Origin of the sequence: Endozoicomonas gorgoniicola (assembly GCF_025562715.2) — a bacterium.
Lineage (GTDB): Bacteria > Pseudomonadota > Gammaproteobacteria > Pseudomonadales > Endozoicomonadaceae > Endozoicomonas_A > Endozoicomonas_A gorgoniicola.
This window is the reverse complement of the sequence record NZ_JAPFCC010000001.1, coordinates 568,311-589,730: the sequence shown is the minus strand read 5'-3', so window position 1 is coordinate 589,730 and position 21,420 is coordinate 568,311. Positions and strand designations below refer to the sequence as shown.

Annotated in this window: 19 protein-coding genes; 8 read left to right on the top strand and 11 right to left on the bottom strand. The window is 50.1% G+C overall.

All coding sequences use genetic code 11. From position 1 onward, the window contains the following. Window positions 1-40 precede the first annotated feature (40 nt). Entirely contained in the window at window positions 41-355 is a 315-nt protein-coding gene (locus tag NX722_RS02705) for a hypothetical protein (RefSeq protein ID WP_262566617.1), read from the top strand. A 78-nt stretch (window positions 356-433) separates the two neighbouring features. Here the strand turns inward: NX722_RS02705 and NX722_RS02700 are convergent, their stop codons facing one another. The 3 genes from NX722_RS02700 to NX722_RS02690 all read right to left on the bottom strand — a co-directional run bounded on the left by NX722_RS02700 (window position 434) and on the right by NX722_RS02690 (window position 3,905). Then, window positions 434-1,744, bottom strand: coding sequence for a sodium ion-translocating decarboxylase subunit beta (locus NX722_RS02700; RefSeq protein ID WP_262566616.1), 1,311 nt, complete (start codon window positions 1,742-1,744; stop codon window positions 434-436). Between the two features lie 20 nt (window positions 1,745-1,764). Further along, window positions 1,765-3,573: a sodium-extruding oxaloacetate decarboxylase subunit alpha gene (gene oadA / locus NX722_RS02695; protein WP_262566615.1), complete on the bottom strand. Its 1,809-nt coding sequence runs from the start codon at window positions 3,571-3,573 to the stop codon at window positions 1,765-1,767. A gap of 80 nt (window positions 3,574-3,653) precedes the next feature. After that, window positions 3,654-3,905: an OadG family protein gene (locus NX722_RS02690; protein WP_262566614.1), complete on the bottom strand. Its 252-nt coding sequence runs from the start codon at window positions 3,903-3,905 to the stop codon at window positions 3,654-3,656. Window positions 3,906-4,175: 270 nt separating this feature from the next. On the opposite strand from NX722_RS02690, the gene NX722_RS02685 reads away from it, so the two are divergent. Further along, window positions 4,176-5,180, top strand: coding sequence for a tRNA-dihydrouridine synthase (locus tag NX722_RS02685; RefSeq protein ID WP_262566613.1), 1,005 nt, complete (start codon window positions 4,176-4,178; stop codon window positions 5,178-5,180). Between the two features lie 26 nt (window positions 5,181-5,206). Further along, complete coding sequence (gene mnmC / locus NX722_RS02680) at window positions 5,207-7,285, top strand: bifunctional tRNA (5-methylaminomethyl-2-thiouridine)(34)-methyltransferase MnmD/FAD-dependent 5-carboxymethylaminomethyl-2-thiouridine(34) oxidoreductase MnmC (RefSeq protein ID WP_262566612.1); 2,079 nt, start codon at window positions 5,207-5,209, stop codon at window positions 7,283-7,285. On the opposite strand, the gene msrA is transcribed toward mnmC, so the two are convergent. Next, window positions 7,253-7,918 carry a peptide-methionine (S)-S-oxide reductase MsrA gene (msrA, locus tag NX722_RS02675; protein ID WP_262566611.1) on the bottom strand — a complete coding sequence of 222 codons (666 nt, stop codon included), beginning with the start codon at window positions 7,916-7,918 and terminating at the stop codon, window positions 7,253-7,255. The genes mnmC and msrA overlap by 33 nt on opposite strands. A 33-nt stretch (window positions 7,919-7,951) precedes the next feature. Continuing rightward, window positions 7,952-8,758 carry a M23 family metallopeptidase gene (locus NX722_RS02670; protein WP_262566610.1) on the bottom strand — a complete coding sequence of 269 codons (807 nt, stop codon included), beginning with the start codon at window positions 8,756-8,758 and terminating at the stop codon, window positions 7,952-7,954. A gap of 295 nt (window positions 8,759-9,053) precedes the next feature. Between NX722_RS02670 and NX722_RS02665 the strand changes: the two genes are divergently transcribed. Further along, window positions 9,054-10,379 carry a TolC family outer membrane protein gene (locus NX722_RS02665; protein WP_262566609.1) on the top strand — a complete coding sequence of 442 codons (1,326 nt, stop codon included), beginning with the start codon at window positions 9,054-9,056 and terminating at the stop codon, window positions 10,377-10,379. A gap of 313 nt (window positions 10,380-10,692) precedes the next feature. Here NX722_RS02665 and hemG read toward each other — a convergent pair whose 3' ends face one another. Continuing rightward, entirely contained in the window at window positions 10,693-11,271 is a 579-nt protein-coding gene (gene hemG, locus NX722_RS02660; RefSeq protein ID WP_262566608.1) for a menaquinone-dependent protoporphyrinogen IX dehydrogenase, read from the bottom strand. Between the two features lie 123 nt (window positions 11,272-11,394). Here hemG and NX722_RS02655 point away from each other — a divergent pair, with 123 nt between their 5' ends. Together NX722_RS02655 and NX722_RS02650 are read left to right on the top strand one after the other, a co-directional pair. Continuing rightward, entirely contained in the window at window positions 11,395-12,192 is a 798-nt protein-coding gene (locus NX722_RS02655; RefSeq protein WP_262566607.1) for a VOC family protein, read from the top strand. 79 nt (window positions 12,193-12,271) lie between these two features. Beyond that, window positions 12,272-13,483: a glycosyltransferase family 87 protein gene (locus tag NX722_RS02650; RefSeq protein ID WP_262566606.1), complete on the top strand. Its 1,212-nt coding sequence runs from the start codon at window positions 12,272-12,274 to the stop codon at window positions 13,481-13,483. A 21-nt stretch (window positions 13,484-13,504) separates the two neighbouring features. Here the strand turns inward: NX722_RS02650 and NX722_RS02645 are convergent, their stop codons facing one another. The 5 genes from NX722_RS02645 to alaE form a co-directional block, all read right to left on the bottom strand. Then, window positions 13,505-14,449, bottom strand: coding sequence for an ABC transporter permease (locus NX722_RS02645; RefSeq protein WP_262566605.1), 945 nt, complete (start codon window positions 14,447-14,449; stop codon window positions 13,505-13,507). Further along, window positions 14,446-15,426, bottom strand: coding sequence for an ABC transporter permease (locus NX722_RS02640; RefSeq protein ID WP_262566604.1), 981 nt, complete (start codon window positions 15,424-15,426; stop codon window positions 14,446-14,448). The genes NX722_RS02645 and NX722_RS02640 overlap by 4 nt, the downstream gene beginning before the upstream one ends. A gap of 90 nt (window positions 15,427-15,516) precedes the next feature. Beyond that, on the bottom strand, window positions 15,517-17,073 hold the full coding sequence (locus NX722_RS02635) for an ABC transporter substrate-binding protein (protein ID WP_262566603.1): 1,557 nt from the start codon (window positions 17,071-17,073) through the stop codon (window positions 15,517-15,519). A 44-nt stretch (window positions 17,074-17,117) separates the two neighbouring features. Further along, entirely contained in the window at window positions 17,118-18,890 is a 1,773-nt protein-coding gene (locus tag NX722_RS02630) for a dipeptide ABC transporter ATP-binding protein (protein WP_262566602.1), read from the bottom strand. 372 nt (window positions 18,891-19,262) lie between these two features. Beyond that, the gene (gene alaE / locus NX722_RS02625) at window positions 19,263-19,697 is read right to left on the bottom strand and encodes an L-alanine exporter AlaE (RefSeq protein WP_262566601.1); all 435 of its coding nucleotides are present in this window, start codon (window positions 19,695-19,697) and stop codon (window positions 19,263-19,265) included. A 377-nt stretch (window positions 19,698-20,074) separates the two neighbouring features. Here alaE and thiM point away from each other — a divergent pair, with 377 nt between their 5' ends. Further along, the gene (gene thiM, locus NX722_RS02620) at window positions 20,075-20,890 is read left to right on the top strand and encodes a hydroxyethylthiazole kinase (RefSeq protein WP_262566600.1); all 816 of its coding nucleotides are present in this window, start codon (window positions 20,075-20,077) and stop codon (window positions 20,888-20,890) included. 12 nt (window positions 20,891-20,902) lie between these two features. Beyond that, complete coding sequence (ubiT, locus tag NX722_RS02615; protein WP_262566599.1) at window positions 20,903-21,373, top strand: ubiquinone anaerobic biosynthesis accessory factor UbiT; 471 nt, start codon at window positions 20,903-20,905, stop codon at window positions 21,371-21,373. The last annotated feature ends 47 nt before the right edge of the window (window positions 21,374-21,420 follow it).

Sequence of the window (21,420 nt, the reverse complement as noted above, 5' to 3'; positions counted from 1 at the left end):
CAGATAAATCCTATTCTCGGTCAGGCTCCTAGGTGGCGGTATGGCAACTTATGCTGCGGCCAGCCTGAGTACCAGCGATTGCAAAATTGCGGCAACCGGGTATTGTTCGGCCGAACTTGGCAAAGCTGCGGTAAATGCGATTAATGATAACCGTGACGAACTGAGCGTTGCTAATGCGATTTCCGAAATTAACCATATACTTATCGCCGGCGATCCGGTTTCTTCTGTAGGCAAGGTCGTACCTAAACTTCAGCATGTTGGACAAGTGTCGAAAATAGATCATCTTCCGGGAATGAGTAACCCGGTTAAAATTCACGATCAGTTTATATCATCCGTCAGTTTTCATTTCTCATAATGTCTGTCAGGCGTAAAAAAAATCCGGCATCACAATGAATGCCGGATTTTTTTACTGTCAATCGTCAGCGGTGAACTATCACATACCGGACAGGTACTTAATCATCACACCAGCCGCTACCGCAGAGCCGATAACCCCTGCAACGTTGGGCCCCATAGCGTGCATCAGCAGGAAATTCTGCGGATTCGCTTCCAGGCCCAGCTTGTTGGAAACCCGCGCCGCCATAGGCACAGCAGACACACCGGCAGAGCCAATCAGAGGGTTCACTTTGTGTTTGCTGAGCTTGTTCATCAGTTTCGCCATCAGCAGGCCAGACGCTGTACCGATACAGAAGGCAACAATACCCAGAGACAGAATACCCAGGGTTTCAGGTTGCAGGAACTTATCGGCCACCAGCTTGGAACCCACCGCAAGCCCCAGGAAAATAGTGACAATGTTGATCAGCGCATTCTGAACGGTGTCAGACAGACGCTCCACCACACCACACTCTTTCATCAGATTACCGAAGCAGAACATACCCAGAAGCGGTGCCGCATCGGGCAGCATCAAAGCCACCAGCACCAGCAACAACAGCGGGAACACAATACGCTCGGTCTTACTGACAGAACGCAGCTGCACCATAACAATCCTGCGTTCTTCCTCAGTGGTCAGCGCCTTCATAATCGGCGGCTGAATCAGAGGCACCAGGGCCATGTAAGAGTACGCGGCTACAGCAATCGCACCCAACAGCTCCGGAGCCAGCACACTGGACACATAGATCGCCGTCGGGCCATCGGCACCACCGATAATACCAATCGCCGCTGCATCCGCCAGACTGAAGTCCATCAGCCCCATAGCACTCAAACCCACAGCGCCCAGCACAGTGGCAAAAATACCAAACTGCGCAGCAGCACCCAGAAACAGCGTTTTCGGGTTAGCCAGCAGTGGACCAAAGTCGGTCATGGCACCGACACCCATAAAAATCACCAGCGGCGCAACACCTGATGCAATCGCTACTTCATAGAAGGTATACAAGACACCGTTAGAGTAACCAAAGTCAGCCACCACAGCATTGACAGCCTGCTGCACAGCCACACCCGCATCGTTATAAAGACTCACCAACTCATAAGGGCTCACGCCTGTCACTTCAACCCCAAGGACGGCTGCAACAGCAGCAACCACCTGAGGATGAGCGATAGACAGAGCCTGTTCTATGGCAGGAAGTGCCAGACCAGCCGCAGGAATATTGGCCATAATGCCACCAAAGCCAATCGGCACCAGCAACAGAGGCTCGAACTGCTTGCGAATCGCCAGATACAGCAGGACAAAACCTACAACAATCATAACGAACTGACCAGGGCTCATATTGTACAGACCGGAGCCGTACCAGAGGTTAAGCATCTTATCCATTATTGCTCTCGCCCCCTGAGTCAGGCAATGGCCAGCAAAGTGTCGCCGACGACAACACTGTCGCCTTCACGAACACCCACGGAAGTGACCTTACCACTGCGCGGAGCCCGCACTTCGGTTTCCATCTTCATGGCTTCCAGAATCAACAGTACGTCACCTTCATTCACCGCATCACCGGCAGCCACATTAACTTTCCAGATATTACCCGCAAGAGGGGCAGGCATTGGCTCGCCTCCTCCAGCAGAGCCAGCCGATCCGGCAGGTTCAGCAGCAGGCGTTGCCGCAACCGGCTCAACACTGGAAACATCGCCACCTTCACTCACTTCGACTACATAGCTATTGCCGTTTACCTTCACGCTGTAGACACCGGTATCGGAAGCAGCCGCTTTCTTCGCTACTGTTGCAGCAGGTGCTTTTTCTTCAACCTTCTCAGTACCCGGAGCAGGTTCAAAGGCGTCCGCATTACCACGATTCTGCAGGAACTTCAGGCCAACCTGTGGGAACAGGGCATAAGTCAGAACATCGTCTACTGCATCAGAAGCCAGCTTGATACCTTTTTCACCAGCCACCTCTTTCAGTTCAGCGGTCAGCTTGTCCATCTCTGCTTCCAGCAAATCCGCTGGACGACAGGTGATGGCTTTTGCACCATCCAGCACACGCTCTTGCAGCTCTTTATTAAATGGAGCGGGTGCAGCACCGTACTCGCCTTTCAGAATACCCTGAGTTTCCTTGGAGATAGACTTGTAACGCTCGCCGGTCAGAATGTTCAGCACTGCCTGAGTACCAACAATCTGAGAGGTTGGAGTGACCAGTGCGATCATCCCCAGATCTTTACGAACACGAGGAATCTCTTTCAGCACTTCGTCAAACTTGTCAGAAGCGCCCTGCTCGCGCAGCTGATTTTCCATATTAGTCAGCATGCCACCCGGCACCTGAGCAACCAGAATGCGGGAGTCAACACCGCGCAGGGCGCCTTCGAATTTAGCGTATTTCTTACGCACTTCCCGGAAGTAGGAAGCAATTTCTTCCAGCTTACCCAGATCCAGACCCGCATCACGTTCAGTGCCCTGCAAGGCCGCAACAATAGACTCGGTTGGAGAGTGGCCGTAAGTCATGGACATGGAGGAGATCGCCGTATCAACACGGTCGATACCTGCTTCCACCGCCTTCAGGATGGACATAGACGACAGACCGGAAGTCGCGTGGCAGTGCAGCTGCAACTCCAGATCAGTTTCTTTCTTCAGGCGCGTCACCAGATCGAAAACGTCGGCAGGCGTAATGATGCCAGACATATCCTTGATGCACAGGGAGTCAGCCCCCATATCCTCAATCTGCTTCGCCAGGCTCAGCCACATATCCGTCGTGTGTACTTCGCTGGTCGTATAAGACAGAGTACCCTGGGCATGACCGCCATGACGCTTCACCGCCTGCATCGCCTGCTTCAGGTTACGTGGATCGTTCATGGCGTCGAAGACACGGAATACATCCATGCCATTCACACAGGCACGCTCTACGAACTTATCAACCACGTCATCAGCGTAGTGACGGTAACCCAACAGGTTCTGACCACGCAGCAGCATCTGCTGTTTGGTTTTTGGCATCGCCTTCTTCAGCGCACGCAGACGTTCCCACGGGTCTTCCCCCAGAAAACGGATGCATGAATCAAAGGTCGCACCGCCCCAGGTTTCCAGAGACCAGAAGCCAATGTCGTCCAGTTTTTCAGCAATTGGCAGCATATCTTCAAGACGCAGCCGGGTCGCAAACAGTGACTGATGTGCGTCACGCAATACAACGTCGGTGATACCCAGTGGTTTTTTTACGTTGGCCATTGGTGAAGGATTCCCCCTGAATGACAAGTTTTAATTACACAGAATTTATTTTTATGACTCTCGCGCCGGGCGCTTTCAGCTCACCGTTTATCCCGATGCATTTTGATAGCAGCGGTGATCACAGCAACCAGCTCAGTATCATCAGAGGCCGTCGCAGCCGGTGCGGCAGCCTTTGGTGCTGGTGCTGCCGGTAAAGGGTCTGGAAAAAAGCGGGTAACCACTTTCGACAAGGTTGATGTCATCCCCACCAGCACCGTCAGGAACAGGAATACAAACCCCATTCCAAACAACATGAGATTCACACCTTCCAGTAACAAATCCGATGAAACCATACGGCTCTAATCCTTTGCCTGATAAGTGAGCAGAGATAGTCTCTGCCATTATTGTTGTGATGGCACTAACGACATACGTCGCAGCTTTGCAGGTAACAATCTGCAACAACAGCACCGTATTTGCACGAACCCAAGTCAATAGAACTACATACTTTTAAAAAATTCTGAGTGACAGACACGGTTTGTTGCACTGGATAATTCTGATAAATTCCACCAACTGCTGACTATTCATACAAACCATTCATACCATCAAATAAGCATGCCACACTCATGAACCACATCACTCTCGCCCCAATGGAGGGCGTTGTTGACTATTTATTACGGGAACTGCTCAGTGAGATCGGGGGCATCGACCTGTGTGTCACCGAGTTTATTCGTGTGACCGATACTCGTTTGCCGACATCCGTTTTCCATCGCATCTGCCCGGAACTTAAACACGGTTGCCAGACCAGAGCCGGAACACCGGTTCATATCCAGTTTCTTGGCAACAATCCGCAGTTACTGGCACTGAATGCCGCCAAAGCCGCAAAGCTTGGTGCCCGGGGAATCGATTTGAACTTTGGCTGTCCGGCAAAAACTGTCTGTCGCCACAAAGGCGGCGCCATCCTGCTACAGGAACCAGAGCTGATTCATGACATCGTAAAAGCCGTTCGCCTGGCAGTACCAGACGAGGTCCCGGTAACGGCAAAAATACGCTTGGGCTATCTGGATGGAGACCTTGCCATTGATAACGCCAGAGCCATAGAAGACGCTGGTGCAAACGGTCTGGCTGTACACGCCCGTACCAAGCTGCAAGGCTACAAGCCTCCTGCCTACTGGGAAGATATTGTGGCGATTCGCGAAGCTGTGGACATCCCGGTGGTTGCCAATGGCGATATCTTCAGTGTTGAAGACGCCCACCGATGTCGGGAAATTACCGGCTGCAACCGCATTATGGTTGGACGAGGTGTGCTACGGAATCCCGGTTTGCCAATAGCCATTGCCAGTCAGCACTGCAAAAGTCCACACAAAAAAAGTTACAGTGACGAGCAGCACTGGCCTCAATCACTGGATATACTACAGCGCTTTACCCGGAAAGTGATGCAGGTAGCCGAACGCCCGGAAGCGGATCACCCTTATGGCATCAACAACCCTAAGCGCTATCTGGACGGGCGTCTTAAACAATGGTTAAGCATGATGAGCAAAACCTCTGAACAGGCACACCAGTTGTTTGAACAGATCAAAAGGGAAACCTGCATCCGGGGAATGTCTGAAAAAGTTTACGAAGCGACATAGTCAACAATAAAGCAGTCAGCAATAAAATGAGCGATCCAGAAAACACAGCCCTGAGCGATGTACCCGCCCTGAGCCATGCAAAGCTCGAGTGGCGGGACGATGGCCAGCCTGTTTCCAGTCAGTACAATGATATTTATTTTTCCACCGAATCCGGACCGGAAGAAACGTTCCATACCTTTATTAAGCCAAACCGGCTGCCTGAGCGTTTCATCAGTCTGAATGCCGGTGAATGTATCAGCATTGCTGAAACCGGCTTTGGTACCGGACTGAATTTTCTGTGTGTCTGGCAGCGATTTGATGAGCTGGCGGTTGACGGGGCCCGACTGCATTTTATTAGCACCGAAAAACACCCATTGAAGCAGGAAGACTTTCAACGGGCGCTGGCACTCTGGCCGCAGCTGAAGCAACAGGCTTCGGAACTGGCGGGCCTGTACCTGCCTGCCTGTCAGGGACAACAACACTTTGTCTTTGCCAACGGGCGTGTGCGCCTCACTTTGCTGACTGGTGATGTTCTTGACACCTTGTCAGACTTCCCGGGCAAGGTGGATGCCTGGTTTCTGGACGGGTTTGCCCCTTCGAAGAACCCTGACATGTGGCGCTCTGAACTCTTCGACATCATGGCTCGTAAAAGCCATAGCCAAACAACTTATGCCACCTTTACGGCTGCCCGTAGTGTGCGTGACCATCTTATCCGCTCGGGTTACAGTGTGGAGAAAGTACCTGCCTTTGGCAAAAAACGGGATATGCTGCGGGGACAGTTCCTGCACTCCACACCGGCAAGCTCTGTCCGCCCCGAGTGGCAACTGCCTGATGCCCCCGTCACAAAGCAGCAACAAGCCATTGTCATTGGCGGGGGGCTCGCCGGTACCAGCACCGCCCGTTCTCTGGCTGAACGAGGTTGGCAGGTTACTTTGCTGGATCAGCATGGGCAACTGGCAAAAGAAGCTTCAGGCAATCCGCAAGGCATCCTTTATGCCAAGCTGTCTCCCCACCACACGCCACTAAGCCGGTTTATCCTGCAGGGATATCTGTACAGCATCAACCTGCTGAACCAGTTACAGGACAGACATTCGCCCTACTGGTATCAAACCAGCGTCGTTCAAATGCCTGTCACAGACAAAGAGTACAAACGCTATAAAGCTTTGGCAGAGCAATTCCCCGAAGATCTGCTGTTTATGGCTGACTCTGAACAGCTGGCAACGTTAACCGGATTCAGACTTAACCGCAGCGGGCTGGTATTCCCCAAAGCTGGCTGGGTAAAGCCCGCACACTTCTGCCAGTCACTGGCTGATCATCCAGCCATTCAGACAAAAACCGGACACAGGGTTGCAGCCCTTAAAAAAGAAGGGTCAGAATGGGTTCTGCTCAATAAACAGCAGGAAGAAATCATACGGTCAGAAGTCGTTGTGGTGGCAGGAGGGGTTCACAGCCATCAGTTCCCGGAGCTGGAACACTTACCGATAAAACCCATCCGGGGGCAGCTCAGCCAGTTGGCTGAAACAGCCAGCAGTAGCAGGTTGTCAGTCTGCCTGTGCAGTGAAGGGTATATAGCACCAGCCTGTGATCATGAACACACATTGGGTGCCACGTTTGACTTTAACGACGACTGCCTTTCAGTACGAAAAGAAGACCATCAGCGCAACCTTGACATGCTCTTGAGCCAGATGCCTGAAGTCTATGCGGCTCTGGGGAAAAACAGCTCAAACTCTGGCTCAAACTCTGGCTCAAACTCTGGCTCAAACTCTGGCTCAAACTCTGGCTCAAACTATAGCCCTGACGTGACAGGAGGACGTACCGGTTTTCGTTGCACAACCCCTGATTACCTGCCTTTGGTTGGGCCAGTTGTCAACAAGGATTCATTTATTAAACAGTTTGCCCTTTTGCGGAAAGACGCGAAAGCCCTGATTGATGGTAAGGCTGACTACTTTGAAGGGCTGTATGTAAATACCGGACACGGTTCGAGAGGGCTGGTCACCTGCCCTCTGTCAGGGGAAATCATTGCATCCATGATTTCAGGTGACAGCAATGTTGTTGAACATTCATTGCTGAAAGCTCTCAATCCAACACGTTTTTTAATCAGAAACTTGATTAAGAACACTATTTGAGACAGGCGGCAGGCAAATCCCTGTTCCCCCCAAAGCACAGTAGCCATTAACATTCTTTGCCAGATACTGCTGATGATACTCCTCTGCATAATAGAAAGAGGGAGCCTGCCGAATCTCTGTCGTTACATCGCCTTTACCATGACGGGTCATCGCCACTTGGTAAGCCTCTTTAGACGCTTCAGCCACACGCTGCTGCCTTCTGGTCGTTGTGAAAATAACTGAACGATACTGAGTGCCAACATCATTGCCTTGACGCATTCCCTGAGCAGGGTCGTGTGATTCCCAGAACAGCTTCATTAGTGCCTCTATGGTAATCACTCCGGAGTCAAACACCACCATCACCACCTCGGCATGACCTGTCCCACCTGAACAGACTTCCTGATAAGAAGGGTTTGGTGTGTACCCGCCGGCATAACCAACAGCTGTCGTCCAGACCCCGGACTGCTGCCAGAACAGTCGCTCAGCCCCCCAGAAGCAACCCATCCCAAAATAAATCACTTCACAGGACTCAGGAAACGGAGCCATAAGTGAACGTCCATGCACAAAGTGTCGCCCAGTCAGAGAGACTGGCTGTTCCCGCCCGGGCAATGCCTCAGCGTCTGAAGGGATAGTCTGTTTACTGTAAATCGCCATAAATCACTCCGGAAAAGCTATCTCGAACAAAGTTCACTGCATCATCAGGGCAGGGTCAAGACGAACCTCAAACCAGTTTACCCGCCAGTCAAGGTGCGGTCCCGTTACACGCCCCGTTGCCCCTATTTCACCAATCAGCTGACCGCGCTCAACGGTATCGCCTTTTTCAACACTTATAGCACTTAAATGCAGGTAGCTGCTGGAAATCCCAAACCCGTGATCAATCACAATGGTGCCACCTGAAAAATAAAGATCCTTATCCGCCAGCCTGACAATACCATCTGCCGCAGCAATAACAGGCTTTCCTGTCGGTGCGGCAAAGTCCAGACCATAGTGCGGCCTTCTGGGCTCACCATTAAAAAAACGCTGACTGCCATAAACCCCGGTAATACGCCCCCTGGCTGGCTGGCTAAAGCCGGAGAAAAAGTCCTTTCCTGCTGTATCAAACTGCCGGGACTGGCTTACCGCTCTAGCCTCCGTACGAATACGCTGCAATACCTCCGGGGCAGGCTGAACATATTTGTTTTTGACCCCGTTGATACGCTGGATATCGTATTCACGGGGCTTTAATGTCAGACTGATCTGCTCTGACCTGCCATCTTTATGGATAAGGCTGAAAGTCTGCTGTAAATCAGCATCCCGCCCGAAACCAATAATAAACTGCCCGTTTCCGGAGACCCGAATTAGCCGATCCTTATATTGTACTTTTGTTTCAGGTTTGACAGCTCCAACATAAAAGCCCCCCGGTTTTAATCGTGAACTGAGCGTATCAGTGCCACTCGCCAAAACGTGAAATGAGCAAAACAAGAGCAGTACAGCAAGCTTTCTGATGATCAACATTATTTTCCTTTTTTTATAAATCAACAGCTCACCCTCAGACAATATAAAAAAACTGATGTGAATATCAATTCCCTGCAATTTTCAAAAACTATGCTAGTTTCAATCCGGTCAGACAGGTGGCTGAGGCAGTTGTACAGTTGCCTCAACCCTGACGAAAACCCGGTTTTCGCAATAAAAGGTCATAAATAAAGAGATCCGGCTTCTGCCCTCTAACCCGAAGAACAGATCCAGTTTATGGCAAAGAGACTCAGAACAATTTTTATCAAGCTTTGATGACTCAGAGGAACATGCCTCCATGAAAATACTTCGTTCTTCAGCCCCTGCCTTGTTGGTTGCTGCTGCCCTTCAGGGCTCAGTTGTCCATGCGGTATCACTGGAGGAAGCGATTACACAAACCCTGGTAAGCAACCCACAGGCGCAGGCATCCTACAATCGCTACCAGGCCAGTCAGGAAAGCGTCAGGGCAGCCCGTGGTGGCTACCTGCCTACATTAGACTGGAAAGCCGGTATTGGGCATGAGCGGCTTGATAACCCCAGAACTGAAAAGGCGGGAACCAGCGAGAAAGATTTCAGGCCCAGGGAAAATGCCCTGATCCTGAACCAGAACCTGTTCGACGGCCTGTCTACCACCAACGAATACCGTAAAACCCGGGAGCTTCAGCACGGCCGTAAGGAACAGTTGCGCACCAAAGCAGAAAGCCTGGCTCTGGAAGTCGCTGACATTTACCTGAAGTTGCTGGAGAACCGCCGGCAAATGACACTGGCTAAGAACAATCTGGCTGCCCATGAACGCATCTACAAGCTGATTCAGCAACGTACAGATCAGGGCGTTGCCAACCAGTCCGACCTGTACCAGATTGAAGGCCGTCTGGCGAGGGCTCGTGCCAACATGATCAGCACCCGCAACAACCTTGAAGACTCCGAAACTCAATATCTGCGTCTGGTCAATCAGGCGGCTGATAACCTGACCATGCCTCGTATTGACGACCAGGTTCTGCCAACTGATCTGGAACAGGCACTGGCTATTGCCCTGCAGGACAACCCTGCTATTCACGCCAGTAACTTTGACCTGAGCGCCTCCCAATACGGTTATGACCAGACCCGGAGTGCTTTTCTGCCCTCCCTCGACCTGTCGCTGAGCCAGCGCTGGGACAAAGACATCGACGGTCTCAAAGGGCGACATGAAGATACCAGGGCGATGCTGACCATGAAGTACAATCTGTTCCGTGGTGGTTCCGACAGCGCCCGTCGTCAGGAAGCTGCCTATCGCGTTGAAGAGAGCCACGCCATTCAGCAGGACACTCAGCGTTTGGTCAAGGAAACCCTTAGAATGGCCTGGGCTGCAATGGAAAACCTGAGTGCTGAGGAGCCATATCTTAAAAAGCACATGGACGCCAGCGCCCAGACTGTAAAGGCTTATCAGAAACAGTTTGAACTGGGTAAGCGCACACTGCTTGACCTCCTCGACAGCGAGAACGAAAACTTTCAGGCGCAACGCTCATACACGACAGCTGTACACCGTGGCCTGTACGCCCGCTACCGGGTACTTAATGGTCTTGGACATCTGATGCAGCAGTTGAATATTGGTCTGCCTTCCAACTGGCGAATCGTAGACAGCTGATTTCCCATATCTCTGACATGGACGTCCCAGCCTCTTTTCAACCAAGTTTTTTTGCTGATATCTTAAGTAAGGGCGACAGCAATCAGAAACATACCGGGCTATTGGCTGTTAGCTGTTAGCTGTTAGCTGTTAGCTGCTCATACAGCCAAAAACGGTGTATTCCAAGCTTCAGCCCCCTGACCAATTACAACAATAAAAAAGGATTCAGTTATGGACCAGATCATTCTTGCCGCTTCCCTGATTATCCCCGCACTCTATGGCTTTGCCCTGCTCCTGCCACTTTGCAAAGATTAATCTACTCTCAGGCAGAAGCTTAAACAATGGTACCAACCGGTTCAGACTTCTGCCTGACACTGTTATTAAGACGGTCTGCAACAGTACGGCAAAACTTATCGACCCGCTCCCAGTCGGTATACTCAATATCCTTTGACGTATCCGTACTACCCCCGGTCAGTTTCATAATCAACTGAATCGCCAGCTTGCTAAACAGATCATAACGGGAATACAACAGGGCGCCAGCAAACACATCAACCAGATCGGGTTTCCAGGGGGTTCTGGCGAGATACTTTTGCAGATAGCGATTATTATCGGGGCGACTGCGTTGCGGTTTCCTGGCCGTGAGATTAACAGAAAAGAAAAAGCTGGGTCTGGCGTTCAGGGTTTGATAGTTGCTCTCAACAAACTGACAAAATTTCTTATGATGATGTCCATACCGGACGGAGCAACCTAAAATAAAGGCATCAAAGCTATCCAGATCAATACTGCCGGACGACTCCCCGACATCAAACACTGTCGCTTGAAAACCGCTCTGTTCCATCTGTGTTTTTATAACATTCAGGATCCTGCCAGTCTGCCCTTCACGAGTTTGATACAACAAGGCAACTTTTAACATGCGCAATATACTCGTTACATTTTCCCTGCGACGATTGTACCAGTAAAAAAGCAGCGCATTACAGGGCAGCATCCGTAAAACTGTCTCATAATGAGGCGGCGTTTTTGAAAACAGGCGGCTGTTTTGAACCCGACAAACTATAAAACCATCTTATCCGATTTGATCAACCCGCTATGGGTGACTTATTGCCAGAGAGTCCCCCAGGTTCTGAAGATTCATCACTTACTGGAAGAACACAACAAGCGGGTGGTTCACGATCATATCAGTTTCCGGACCGTGAATTTACCCTGGACATCTGGCTCTGTGCTGACAGAGAAGCTGGGGCAATTCGGCTATTGCCTGCGGGACAGTGCCAGCCGCCCTGAAGAAAATCTTGAGCTTTACTGGCTTCACCACCCGGCTCCGGAAGTGCCAGCCATCTTAATTACTGAACTGGATGTACATTGCTTAAGTCAACCGCTCCAGTCATTGCTGAAAGAGATAACCAGTGAGAACGACACCCCACCGCTATGGAGCCTGAATCATATTCCTCCCAAAAAACCAACCCTGCAGCAGTTTGAGACCTTGCAGTCCGACAATGAAATGGCCGCATGGTTCAGTCTTTTTGGTACATCAGCCCACTATTTTTCTGTCAGCGTCAACCACCTTGATCGACAGAACGATATGCTCAAACTGGTCAAACTGCTGATGGAAGAAGGCTTCGCTCTCGATAATCGTTCCGGCCTGATCAGAGAGTCAGCGCATCAGATGATCAAGCAGGTGGTGAGCCTGCCAGACCAGATAGAGATCAGTTTCAGTCCTGAGGAAAAAGTCAGGGTATCAACCGGTTGTTACCATTTCACCCTGCGTTTCAAGAGCCCATCCGGAAAGCTGTATAAAAAATTCTTTTCCGACACGTTTTCCCGTGCCAAAGCCGATTAGCCGTCTATATTAATTCCACTGCAACTATAAAACACTGACGCTTAAAGAATGGCTTCGCTCTGTAAACGATAAAAAACTCATGCATTTCAACAACATACTGAAAAACACCACCGCATTTGAAAAGCTGGGACTCTTCCTCTGGTTGCTGGCTTTTGTACTGATTTTTGCCAAGGTCGTTCTAGAGCCAGGAATCCACTCCGTTGTCGACAATTACCTGCTGGGTGGGCAACGCTGGGCAGACAGAGTCACTCTCTATTCCGGCCCTGGAGGTTTTATTTATACCCCCCTTTTTGCTTTACTCTTTACTCCGTTTCTTCACATTTCTGAAGCAATGACTGACCTGATCTGGCGGTTATTTATTATCATTCTTTATCTCTACGCCCTGACCTGCCTGATTAATATGGTTAATAATCGTTCCCCCGGCACCCTGGGCAAGTGGCTTGGCATGATGAGTATCATTGCCGTACCTATTGCATTCTCTGGTTTCCGAAATGGACAGGTGAATGTTATCCTGACGTCCGTCATGGTCCTGGTCATTTGCCAGATCGCTGAAAAACGCTGGAACAGCGCCGCACTATTGCTGGCACTGGTCATGAGCCTGAAACCTACCTTTATTGTCTTTTTTCTGCTGACAACAACACTGTTTCGACCTCTATGGTTCAGGGTTCCCCCACTAATGCTGTTATTTCTGTCCCTGCCCATGCTCTTTGGCGGCTGGCAATACGGCTGGCAGCAATACATCAACTTTGTGGACATGGCTCAATCTGCCATGTACCACGGTGTTCACAGCAAGAATTTTGCCTGCCTGTTCAATGTATTTCAGGTATTCGGTCTCTTTATCTCTGATCACTGGCAGTACCTGATTAAAGTCATACTGGCAGGTATCACCTGGTTGCTATGCTGGTTTGCCATTCGTCAGTTTGATATAAAAACAGCCCTGATCTACCTGCTAACACTGGCTTCCTGCTACCACCTCATGTTTAACCCCAGAAGTGTCAATACCGACTACATTATTCTCGGAACCGTTCTGGCACTATGGTTTACCTGTGCCAACCACCTCTGGCAGAACAAATATCTGGCTTTAGGGGTCGGGCTTATTTCGCTGTGCGTGCTGGAAGCCTTTGACCTGTCAAGATGGCTGGTGCCAGGCAGCACCAGCTGGGTTAATCCGCTAATGGCTTTAACCTTTACCATTATGGTGGTCTGGCAACTCTTCAATAAACGGCAGCTAGTTGGTTGGACAGAACAAAGCGTTTATGCCCCTCAGGGTAACACCCAACACGGTGAATAGAATTGAGTTCCTGTAGTGGAGTTACCCTTTATACAACTTGGGATTAAGCACATCTCTCAACCAGTCACCCAACAGATTGATCACAAGAACCAGCACCACCAGCACCACTCCGGGAATCACGGTAATCCACCAGCTGCCAGAAAAAATATACTGAAAACCGCTGGAAATCAGCGCCCCTAACGAAGGCTCTGACACCGGCATACCCAGACCAAGAAACGACAATGCCGCCTCACTGATAATGGCATTGGCAATCTGCACCGTTGAAATCACCAGAATAGGTGACAGACAATTAGGCAGAATATGTCGAAACATGATGCGTCGACTGCCCAACCCCATCACCCTGGCCGCTTCTACATACTCTTTTTTCTTCTCAGCCAGCACAGAAGCCCGAATGGTTCGGGCATATTGAGGCCATTCAGCAATACCGATCACCAGAATCAGCATCAACATCGCCAACCGGTTATACAGTTCCGACCCAAAGGATGCCTGAAACACGGCCAGCACGACTATCGCCACCATCATGGTGGAGAAGGATAACTGGATATCCGCAATTCTCATCAGAAAACTGTCGAGCCGACCGCCAAAATACCCTGCCATCAAACCCAGCGTAATGCCCAGAACCGCCTGCAACAGCACTGCAAACAGACCAATCATCAACGAGATTCTGGCGCCATAAAGAATGGTACTCAATAAATCCCTGCCCTGATCATCGGTTCCCAGCAGAAAACGTTCATCGCCGTATTCAGCCCAACTCGGGGGCAACTCTGAATCCATAATATCGATACTGGCAAGATCGTAAGGGTTGGTAGGCGCAATCACGGGAGCCAACACCGCCGCCCCGACCAGTAAAAGAAATACACAGGCCGACACCATGGCTACCCGGTCACGGGTAAAGCTATACCAGATATCGGAATCTTTAACTCTTTGCCAGCGAGACACTGGCTGATGCATTGTCAGTTCACTCATTGCGCGGTCCTTGCCAGATTTACTGTTGGATTGATCAGACCGTAGAGAATATCCACAAGGGTATTGACGATCACAAAAATGCCACCCACCACAATCAGGTACGCCACAATCAACGGCGTATCAACCCGATGAACCGCTTCGAGGAACAGAAAGCCCATACCCGGCCACTGGAAAACACTCTCGGTCAGAATGGTATAAGCAACCATTGTCCCAATTTGCACCCCTCCCACTGTCAGTACCGGCAGCATGGTATTTTTAAGGGCATGAACAAAATAAACACGGACTTTTCTCAGCCCCTTGGCTTTAGCAAACTTTACATACTCCGTATGCAGCGCTTCCACCATCTCAGAGCGAATCAGTCGGATAAACAACGGCAGCATAATACTGGCAAGAGCAAAACAGGGCAGCACCAGGTGCAGTATCCCGTCTTTAGTGAAGAATCCACTGTCCCAGAGACCAAAGACAGAAACCAGTTCACCCCGCCCATAGGAAGGCAGCCATCCCAGCTCAATAGAAAACAGGTAGATGCAGAAAATAGCGGTCAGGAAAACAGGGATGGAGATGCCCAGAATACTCACCCCCAATATCAGCCGGGTCAGCCAGCTATTGGGACGAATGGCGCAGTAAACCCCTGATGGCACCGAAATAAACACGATTAATAAAGTAGCGCCGAATACCAGTTCCAGCGTTGCCGGAAGTTTGTCCATAATCACCTGCAAGGCAGGCTCTTTGAAGAAATAAGACGTTCCAAGATCACCGCGAACCGCCTTCGACATAAACCGCCCATACTGAACCAGAAACGGGTCGTTTAACCCCATTTCTTCTCGTAAAGCCTGACGCTCCGCTTCAGATACTGACTGACCCACCATCTCACGCAGTGGGTCACCCAGATTATCCTGAATAGAAAAGCTGATCAGACTGATGACAAACATCACCGCCAGTCCCTGAACCAGCCTTCGAAATAAAAACAGCAACATAATACAACCCGGTCGTTTAGTTTAAATTTTCCTCAAACAGTGGTTGCTCACTATTATCTGACGAATAGTTAATGAGCAACCACCCGACCATTACTGGGTCACCACCAGGTCACCGAGGTATGGGAAATTCATAACATTGACGACGCTCTCAGCCTGCACACCCTTACCTGCGCCCCAGGCCAGGTTTTGCCAGTGCAAAGGCACATAAGCCGCTTCTTCATAGAGAGTACGTTCAACATCCTGAAGAATAGCCGCGCGTTTAGCCAGATCGGTTTCCTGATTGGCTGAACGAACCATGTCGTCTACCTTGTGGTTACAGTAGTTGCCACTGTTGTATTGACCCCAACCAGTTGACTCATCAGTGCAGGCAGTCAGGTACTCGGTAAAGTTGGCAGAATCTTCAGTATCAGAATGCCAGCCAATCATCAAAATATCCGCTGAACGCAGATCAAATTCTGGCCAGTACTGAGCTTTTGGAATCGTCTTCAAATCCACCTTGATATTGATCTTTGCCAACATACTGGCTGCCGCCTGAGCAATACGGGCATCATTAACATAACGGTTATTCGGTGCCAGCATGGTGATACTGAAGCCCTTTTCATAACCCGCTTCTTTCATCAGCTGCCTGGCCTTTTCCAGATCGTACTGAGGCTTCAGACCTTCAACGTAACCCGCATAACCCTTAGGCCCCTGCTGACCTGCTGCGGTAGCAAAGCCACGCATAACACGGTCAACAATCCCTTTATTATTGATGGCGTAGTTGATCGCCTGACGTACACGTTTGTCTTTAAAGGCCTCTACACGTTCCTGATTCAGTTGCAGGGTAATCACCCGGGTTCCGGGCAGGACCACCAGTTCAGAGTTGGAGGCACGGTCAATACGATTATGGTCGTTAGGTGGCACAGGGAAAATAAAGTCAACATCACCCGCCAGCAAGGCTGCAACCCTGGTAGGGCCTTCCTTGATCGGTGTCAGGGTGATGGTCTCGACATTACCCGGAGACTGTTTATCCCAGTAGTCAGCAAATCGCTTATAGTCTGTTCTGACCCCCTGCTGGCGTCGTTCAACAATATAAGGTCCGGTGCCGGAAGCATTACGGGAAGCAAAAGAGCCTGCGTGTTTGACCAGACGGTCTTTTGGCTGCCCTTTGTCGTCATCACCAGTATAAAACTCACTGTCCATCGGGAAGATGTACGTGGCATTATTCAGCACCAGCGGGAATGGCTTTTTCGTCACCAGATCAATGGTGTAATCATCAATCACCTTAAGTTCCGCAAAGGCTTCAAATATGGCCTTGTAATCCGGACTGCTCCTCAGGCGATCAAAGGTCCACTTCACATCTTTGGCCGTAAAATCATTGCCGGAATGGAACTTCACACCCTTGCGCAGATGAAAACGCATGGTCAGATCATCCTTACGCTCCCATTTTGTCGCCAGACGAGGCTCAAAGTTCATATCCTTATCCCAGCGCACCAGTGGATCAAACAGCAAATGGGACATTTGCAGCGTTCCACCGGACAGTTGTTCATGGGGATCAAGAGAGACCGGATCAGAGTCATAAGCCACTTTCAGAGTTGCGGCCTGCGCCCCTACAGCCAGTGTTGTGGCAAGCACCATGCCTGCCATCGACTTAAGGATTTTTTTCATTATTTCCCTCCTACGGGATTATTTTTGTTATATGACAACTGACGTCAAACCAGGGCAAATCCTGCATTCTGTTGTCGTAACGGGCTTTTCCTTTCTGCTTGTCCTTCTACATCCAGGCCTTCCCGCGAAAACTGATGCATTTGTGGCATCAACTCAATCAGGCTTCGGGAATAAGGATGCGCCGGTTGGGTAAACAGTTGCTCAGTGTCGGCTATTTCAACAATAGCCCCCTGCTTCATAACCGCCACCCGATCACACATCTGGCGGATAACCGGCAAATCGTGACTAATAAACAGCATGGTCAAATTCAACTCATCCTGAAGGTCTTTCAGCAGGTTTAAAATCTGTGCCTGAACAGACACATCCAGAGCTGAAGTCGGCTCATCACAGATCAGCAACCTTGGTCGTGTTGCCAGAGCCCTGGCAATGGAAATACGCTGCCGCTGGCCGCCGGAAAATTCATGGGGATATTTCACGCCTGCCTGACTGCCCAGTCCTACATGATCCAGCAGGTCGGCAATAATCTGCCGGATCTGCGACTCCGAATCCGCAAGACCATGGAAGCGTATCGGTTCGGCAATAATGTCATTGACTTTCATCCGGCCATTAAGGCTTGAATAGGGATTTTGAAATACCATCTGAATCTGTCGTCTGATGGGACGGCGACTTCTGTCATCCAGCCTGCTGATATCTCTGCCGGCGTAAACAATCTCGCCACTGTCTGGCGTATAAAGTCCGGCGATGACCCTGGCAATGGTTGACTTGCCTGAACCTGACTCTCCGACCAGCCCAAAGGTTTCCCCTTCCTGCACAGAGAAGGAGACATTATCGGAAGCCTGAACGTATTTTCGGTTTTTTTTCAGAAAGGCAGACTGGGTTTCAAATTTCAAATGAACATTCTGTACCTCAAGCAGATGCCCATCATGAAGCTCGCCAAAGGTTTCCTGCTGACCCAGCCAGTGATTTTTAACATCAATAGCGGTGGTTTGTACTTTTTCTATGTATTCAACCCTTGGAAACCGATGGAGCTTAATGTCAGCTCTTGGCACCGCACTGATCAGGCTTTTGGTATAGTCATGAACCGGATCATGAAGAATCTGCCCCGTTGTGCCAATTTCAACCACCTCTCCCCTATACATAACCGCAACACGGTCAGTGGTATTGGCAATAACTCCCATATCATGAGTGACGAGAATACAGCCCACATCACGCTCTTTGCAGAGCTGGCGAATAAGTTGCAATATCTGATCCTGCACCGACACATCCAGTGCCGTAGTTGGCTCATCGGCAATAATCAGTTCCGGATCGCAGGACAGGGCAATGGCAATAACAACCCTTTGTCGCATACCTCCGGAGAACTGGTGCGGGTACTGTTTAATGCGTATTTCCGGTTCGGGAATACCCACCGCCTGTAACATGGCGAGGGCTTTTCTGGCAGCAGCCGGTTCATCCAGTTGCAGATTGGTACGAATGGTTTCAACCAGCTGGGTTTCAATGGTCAGAAGTGGATTCAGGGATGTCATCGGGTCCTGAAAAATAAATCCGATACGACTTCCCCTGACCTGTCGAATCGACTCTCCGGTATAACCGGAGATAGTCTCTCCCGCCAGAATGACCTGACCCGATGCGACATGCCCGGGAGGACTGAGCAGATCAATAATGCCATTACCAATGGTCGATTTGCCCGCGCCCGATTCGCCGACCAACCCAAGAATCTCCCCCCGACTGACCGTAAAAGACACATCCTTCACTGCCACCGCAACCCCATGGCGCGATGGAAACTCAATGCGCAGGTCCTTCACTTCCAATAAAGACATACAGCCCCCTTATCTGCAAACAGCAACAATCCATGCAACTGCCTGCACTATTTCTTGTTATTTATGGCACACGAATGCGATGCCAGAGCTGGCTGTGGACGGGTAAGAATCTGCCTGCTGAACAATAAGGTTCAGCGTTAATGAATAAGAACCGGTGAATGCGACGATGTTGTTGAAAAAAGAATAGTCGTCTCTGTGTTAATCGTGATTAATGGATGGTTTTTGAATAATTATTGGCAACCCGTACCACGCATTCAGGCATTTTTCTGGACTATATCAAAGAAATAAGGAGGAATAAACAAGACCAGGTCATACAAAAAAGCGACAACTTTCAAATAATTAGTTGTCGCTTCAATGGCTGGCGCTGAATAATTACGCAGTTTGCACAGTGGCACGCTCAGCAAACCAGTTACGGCACATCTGCATATAAATGCCATAAGGACGCGCCATCAGAATCAGCGCTCCCAGCTGCCCCATACAGGCAGTAATCACTTGATCCAGAGAAGCTCCGGAAGTACCCACCAGCACCGCATAAACCGGCATTTGGAAGGTCAGAAATGCCACTATATCCATGACCGAATCCATCAGGGAATTGCGGGTCATTTTACGACCCTGGGCCATCACCCAGTCACGGTAGATACCGTAAGCGCGGGCCACCAGAAGATTCACAGGGATACTTAATAAGCGCGAATGCAAAGACTGCTCAATGCTTAAACCAGCCACAAACAATTCAACGGACATACCCACAACCAGACCAAAACTGATCAGTGCAAAGGTATCTGCAATGGTTTCACGCTTGATAGACATCTTTATCCCCGGACAATCAAGTCAATAAATACTCCCTGCGCTAAAAGGCACAGAAGAAAAACGGATGTTGTATTAGTGACAGATACAGGAAAGCACCTGCTTTTGACGCGCTAAATTTAACGATAAAACCACCATATTACAATAGTGATATCATCTGTATTAACAAGCTAATTAGAGTATAAAACCATATAAATACACTAATAAGTGATATATACATCTAAGCAAGCGTTAACGGATAGATGCATCCACTAAAACCATCAACCTGCACCACATGATCCATATCAAACCAGCGATTTTACGTCTCATGTATAATCTGTCAGGGCATTTTTCGGCTAAAGTTTAGCGATCCTTTTTTTTCACCCGAGCCAATACAAACAATGCACTCTGAAATCTCTGCCATACTGGCAGCCCTGAGACAACAGAAACCAGTGGTTCACAACATCACTAACCTGGTTGTCACCAACACCACCGCCAACGCATTGCTGGCCATTGGCGCTTCGCCGGTTATGGCACATGCACCTGAAGAGATGGCCGACATGGTCAGTATTGCCAGCGCTCTGGTGATCAATACCGGCACTCCCTCTGAACCCCAGCGGACTGCGATCAGAAAAGCGATTCAGGCTGCCCGTGAACAGGGTAAACCCTGGATTCTGGACCCGGCAGGTGCCGGAGCCACTCCTTATCGATTACAACTAAACACCGAGCTACTGGAACTAAAACCAGCAGCCATCCGGGGCAATGCCTCTGAAATCCTGACCCTGCTGACTGGTAAGCCCACCGGCAGAGGTGTCGATACCGACAGCTCCAGCGACGACGCTCTCAATGAAACCCTGAGCTACCTTCAGCGACGCGCCGCTCAACTGAATACGGTTCTCGCCGTCACTGGCGCGACGGATTACATTATCGATAGTCAACGCATAGCAAAAATCACTAACGGCCACCCAATGATGGCGAAAGTGACAGGAACCGGCTGCACCGCCACCGCAATGACCGGAGCATTCCTGGCCAGTAGCAATGACCCATGGCTGGCAGTCACTGCCAGTATCGCCTGTCTCGGAATAGCCGGTGAAAAAGCAGCCTTTGCCGCAAAAGGGCCCGGCTCCCTGCAAATGCATCTCCTGGACGAGTTATACCTGCTGGATGCTGAAACGATTCAAGCCCGTTTAAGCCTTGAAGTTTTGATTAAACAATAACAAGGAGCCTTTATGGCTTTGCCAACACCGCCCCTGCCCAGTGTAAAAACCCTGACAACCCCGCTGCGCCTGATGCCTGACGAACTGGTGACCACACCACTGGAAAAAGCCATCAACCACGTCTTTCGCCAGTCTATTGAAGAAGGTGAGTTCGATTTCATGGAGCAGCGCTGGGTAAAAATTCATATCACTGACGCAGAGTTAAGCTTTCATATAGGCTTTGATGGCAACCAGCTCAAAGCCGTTAGCAGTCGCCCATGCGATGTCGTATTTAGTGGTGACAGTATGGCATTTCGAACGCTGGCATTGCGCAGGGAAGACCCTGACACACTGTTCTTCCAACGTCGTTTAATGATTGAAGGGGATACTGAACTGGGCTTAGGGTTGAAAAACCTGCTCGACAGCATCGATACTGAACAGCTGCCTAAAGCATTCCAGACACTGATGAAGCTGGGCAATAAATTAGAAGACTTCAGTCGCTAGAAGCCATAACGCCTTCTGGGCTGTCGCGGTATCGGCTTTTCGTTTCA

Excerpts from the sequence above, each read along its gene's own strand:
- NX722_RS02705 (WP_262566617.1), top strand. The coding sequence starts at position 41 with ATGGCAACTTATGCTGCGGCCAGCCTGAGTACCAGCGATTGCAAAATT.
- NX722_RS02700 (WP_262566616.1), bottom strand. The coding sequence starts at position 1,744 with ATGGATAAGATGCTTAACCTCTGGTACGGCTCCGGTCTGTACAATATG.
- oadA (WP_262566615.1), bottom strand. The coding sequence starts at position 3,573 with ATGGCCAACGTAAAAAAACCACTGGGTATCACCGACGTTGTATTGCGT.
- NX722_RS02690 (WP_262566614.1), bottom strand. The coding sequence starts at position 3,905 with ATGGTTTCATCGGATTTGTTACTGGAAGGTGTGAATCTCATGTTGTTT.
- NX722_RS02685 (WP_262566613.1), top strand. The coding sequence starts at position 4,176 with ATGAACCACATCACTCTCGCCCCAATGGAGGGCGTTGTTGACTATTTA.
- mnmC (WP_262566612.1), top strand. The coding sequence starts at position 5,207 with ATGAGCGATCCAGAAAACACAGCCCTGAGCGATGTACCCGCCCTGAGC.
- msrA (WP_262566611.1), bottom strand. The coding sequence starts at position 7,918 with ATGGCGATTTACAGTAAACAGACTATCCCTTCAGACGCTGAGGCATTG.
- NX722_RS02670 (WP_262566610.1), bottom strand. The coding sequence starts at position 8,758 with ATGTTGATCATCAGAAAGCTTGCTGTACTGCTCTTGTTTTGCTCATTT.
- NX722_RS02665 (WP_262566609.1), top strand. The coding sequence starts at position 9,054 with ATGAAAATACTTCGTTCTTCAGCCCCTGCCTTGTTGGTTGCTGCTGCC.
- hemG (WP_262566608.1), bottom strand. The coding sequence starts at position 11,271 with ATGTTAAAAGTTGCCTTGTTGTATCAAACTCGTGAAGGGCAGACTGGC.
- NX722_RS02650 (WP_262566606.1), top strand. The coding sequence starts at position 12,272 with ATGCATTTCAACAACATACTGAAAAACACCACCGCATTTGAAAAGCTG.
- NX722_RS02645 (WP_262566605.1), bottom strand. The coding sequence starts at position 14,449 with ATGAGTGAACTGACAATGCATCAGCCAGTGTCTCGCTGGCAAAGAGTT.
- NX722_RS02640 (WP_262566604.1), bottom strand. The coding sequence starts at position 15,426 with ATGTTGCTGTTTTTATTTCGAAGGCTGGTTCAGGGACTGGCGGTGATG.
- NX722_RS02635 (WP_262566603.1), bottom strand. The coding sequence starts at position 17,073 with ATGAAAAAAATCCTTAAGTCGATGGCAGGCATGGTGCTTGCCACAACA.
- NX722_RS02630 (WP_262566602.1), bottom strand. The coding sequence starts at position 18,890 with ATGTCTTTATTGGAAGTGAAGGACCTGCGCATTGAGTTTCCATCGCGC.
- alaE (WP_262566601.1), bottom strand. The coding sequence starts at position 19,697 with ATGTCTATCAAGCGTGAAACCATTGCAGATACCTTTGCACTGATCAGT.
- thiM (WP_262566600.1), top strand. The coding sequence starts at position 20,075 with ATGCACTCTGAAATCTCTGCCATACTGGCAGCCCTGAGACAACAGAAA.
- ubiT (WP_262566599.1), top strand. The coding sequence starts at position 20,903 with ATGGCTTTGCCAACACCGCCCCTGCCCAGTGTAAAAACCCTGACAACC.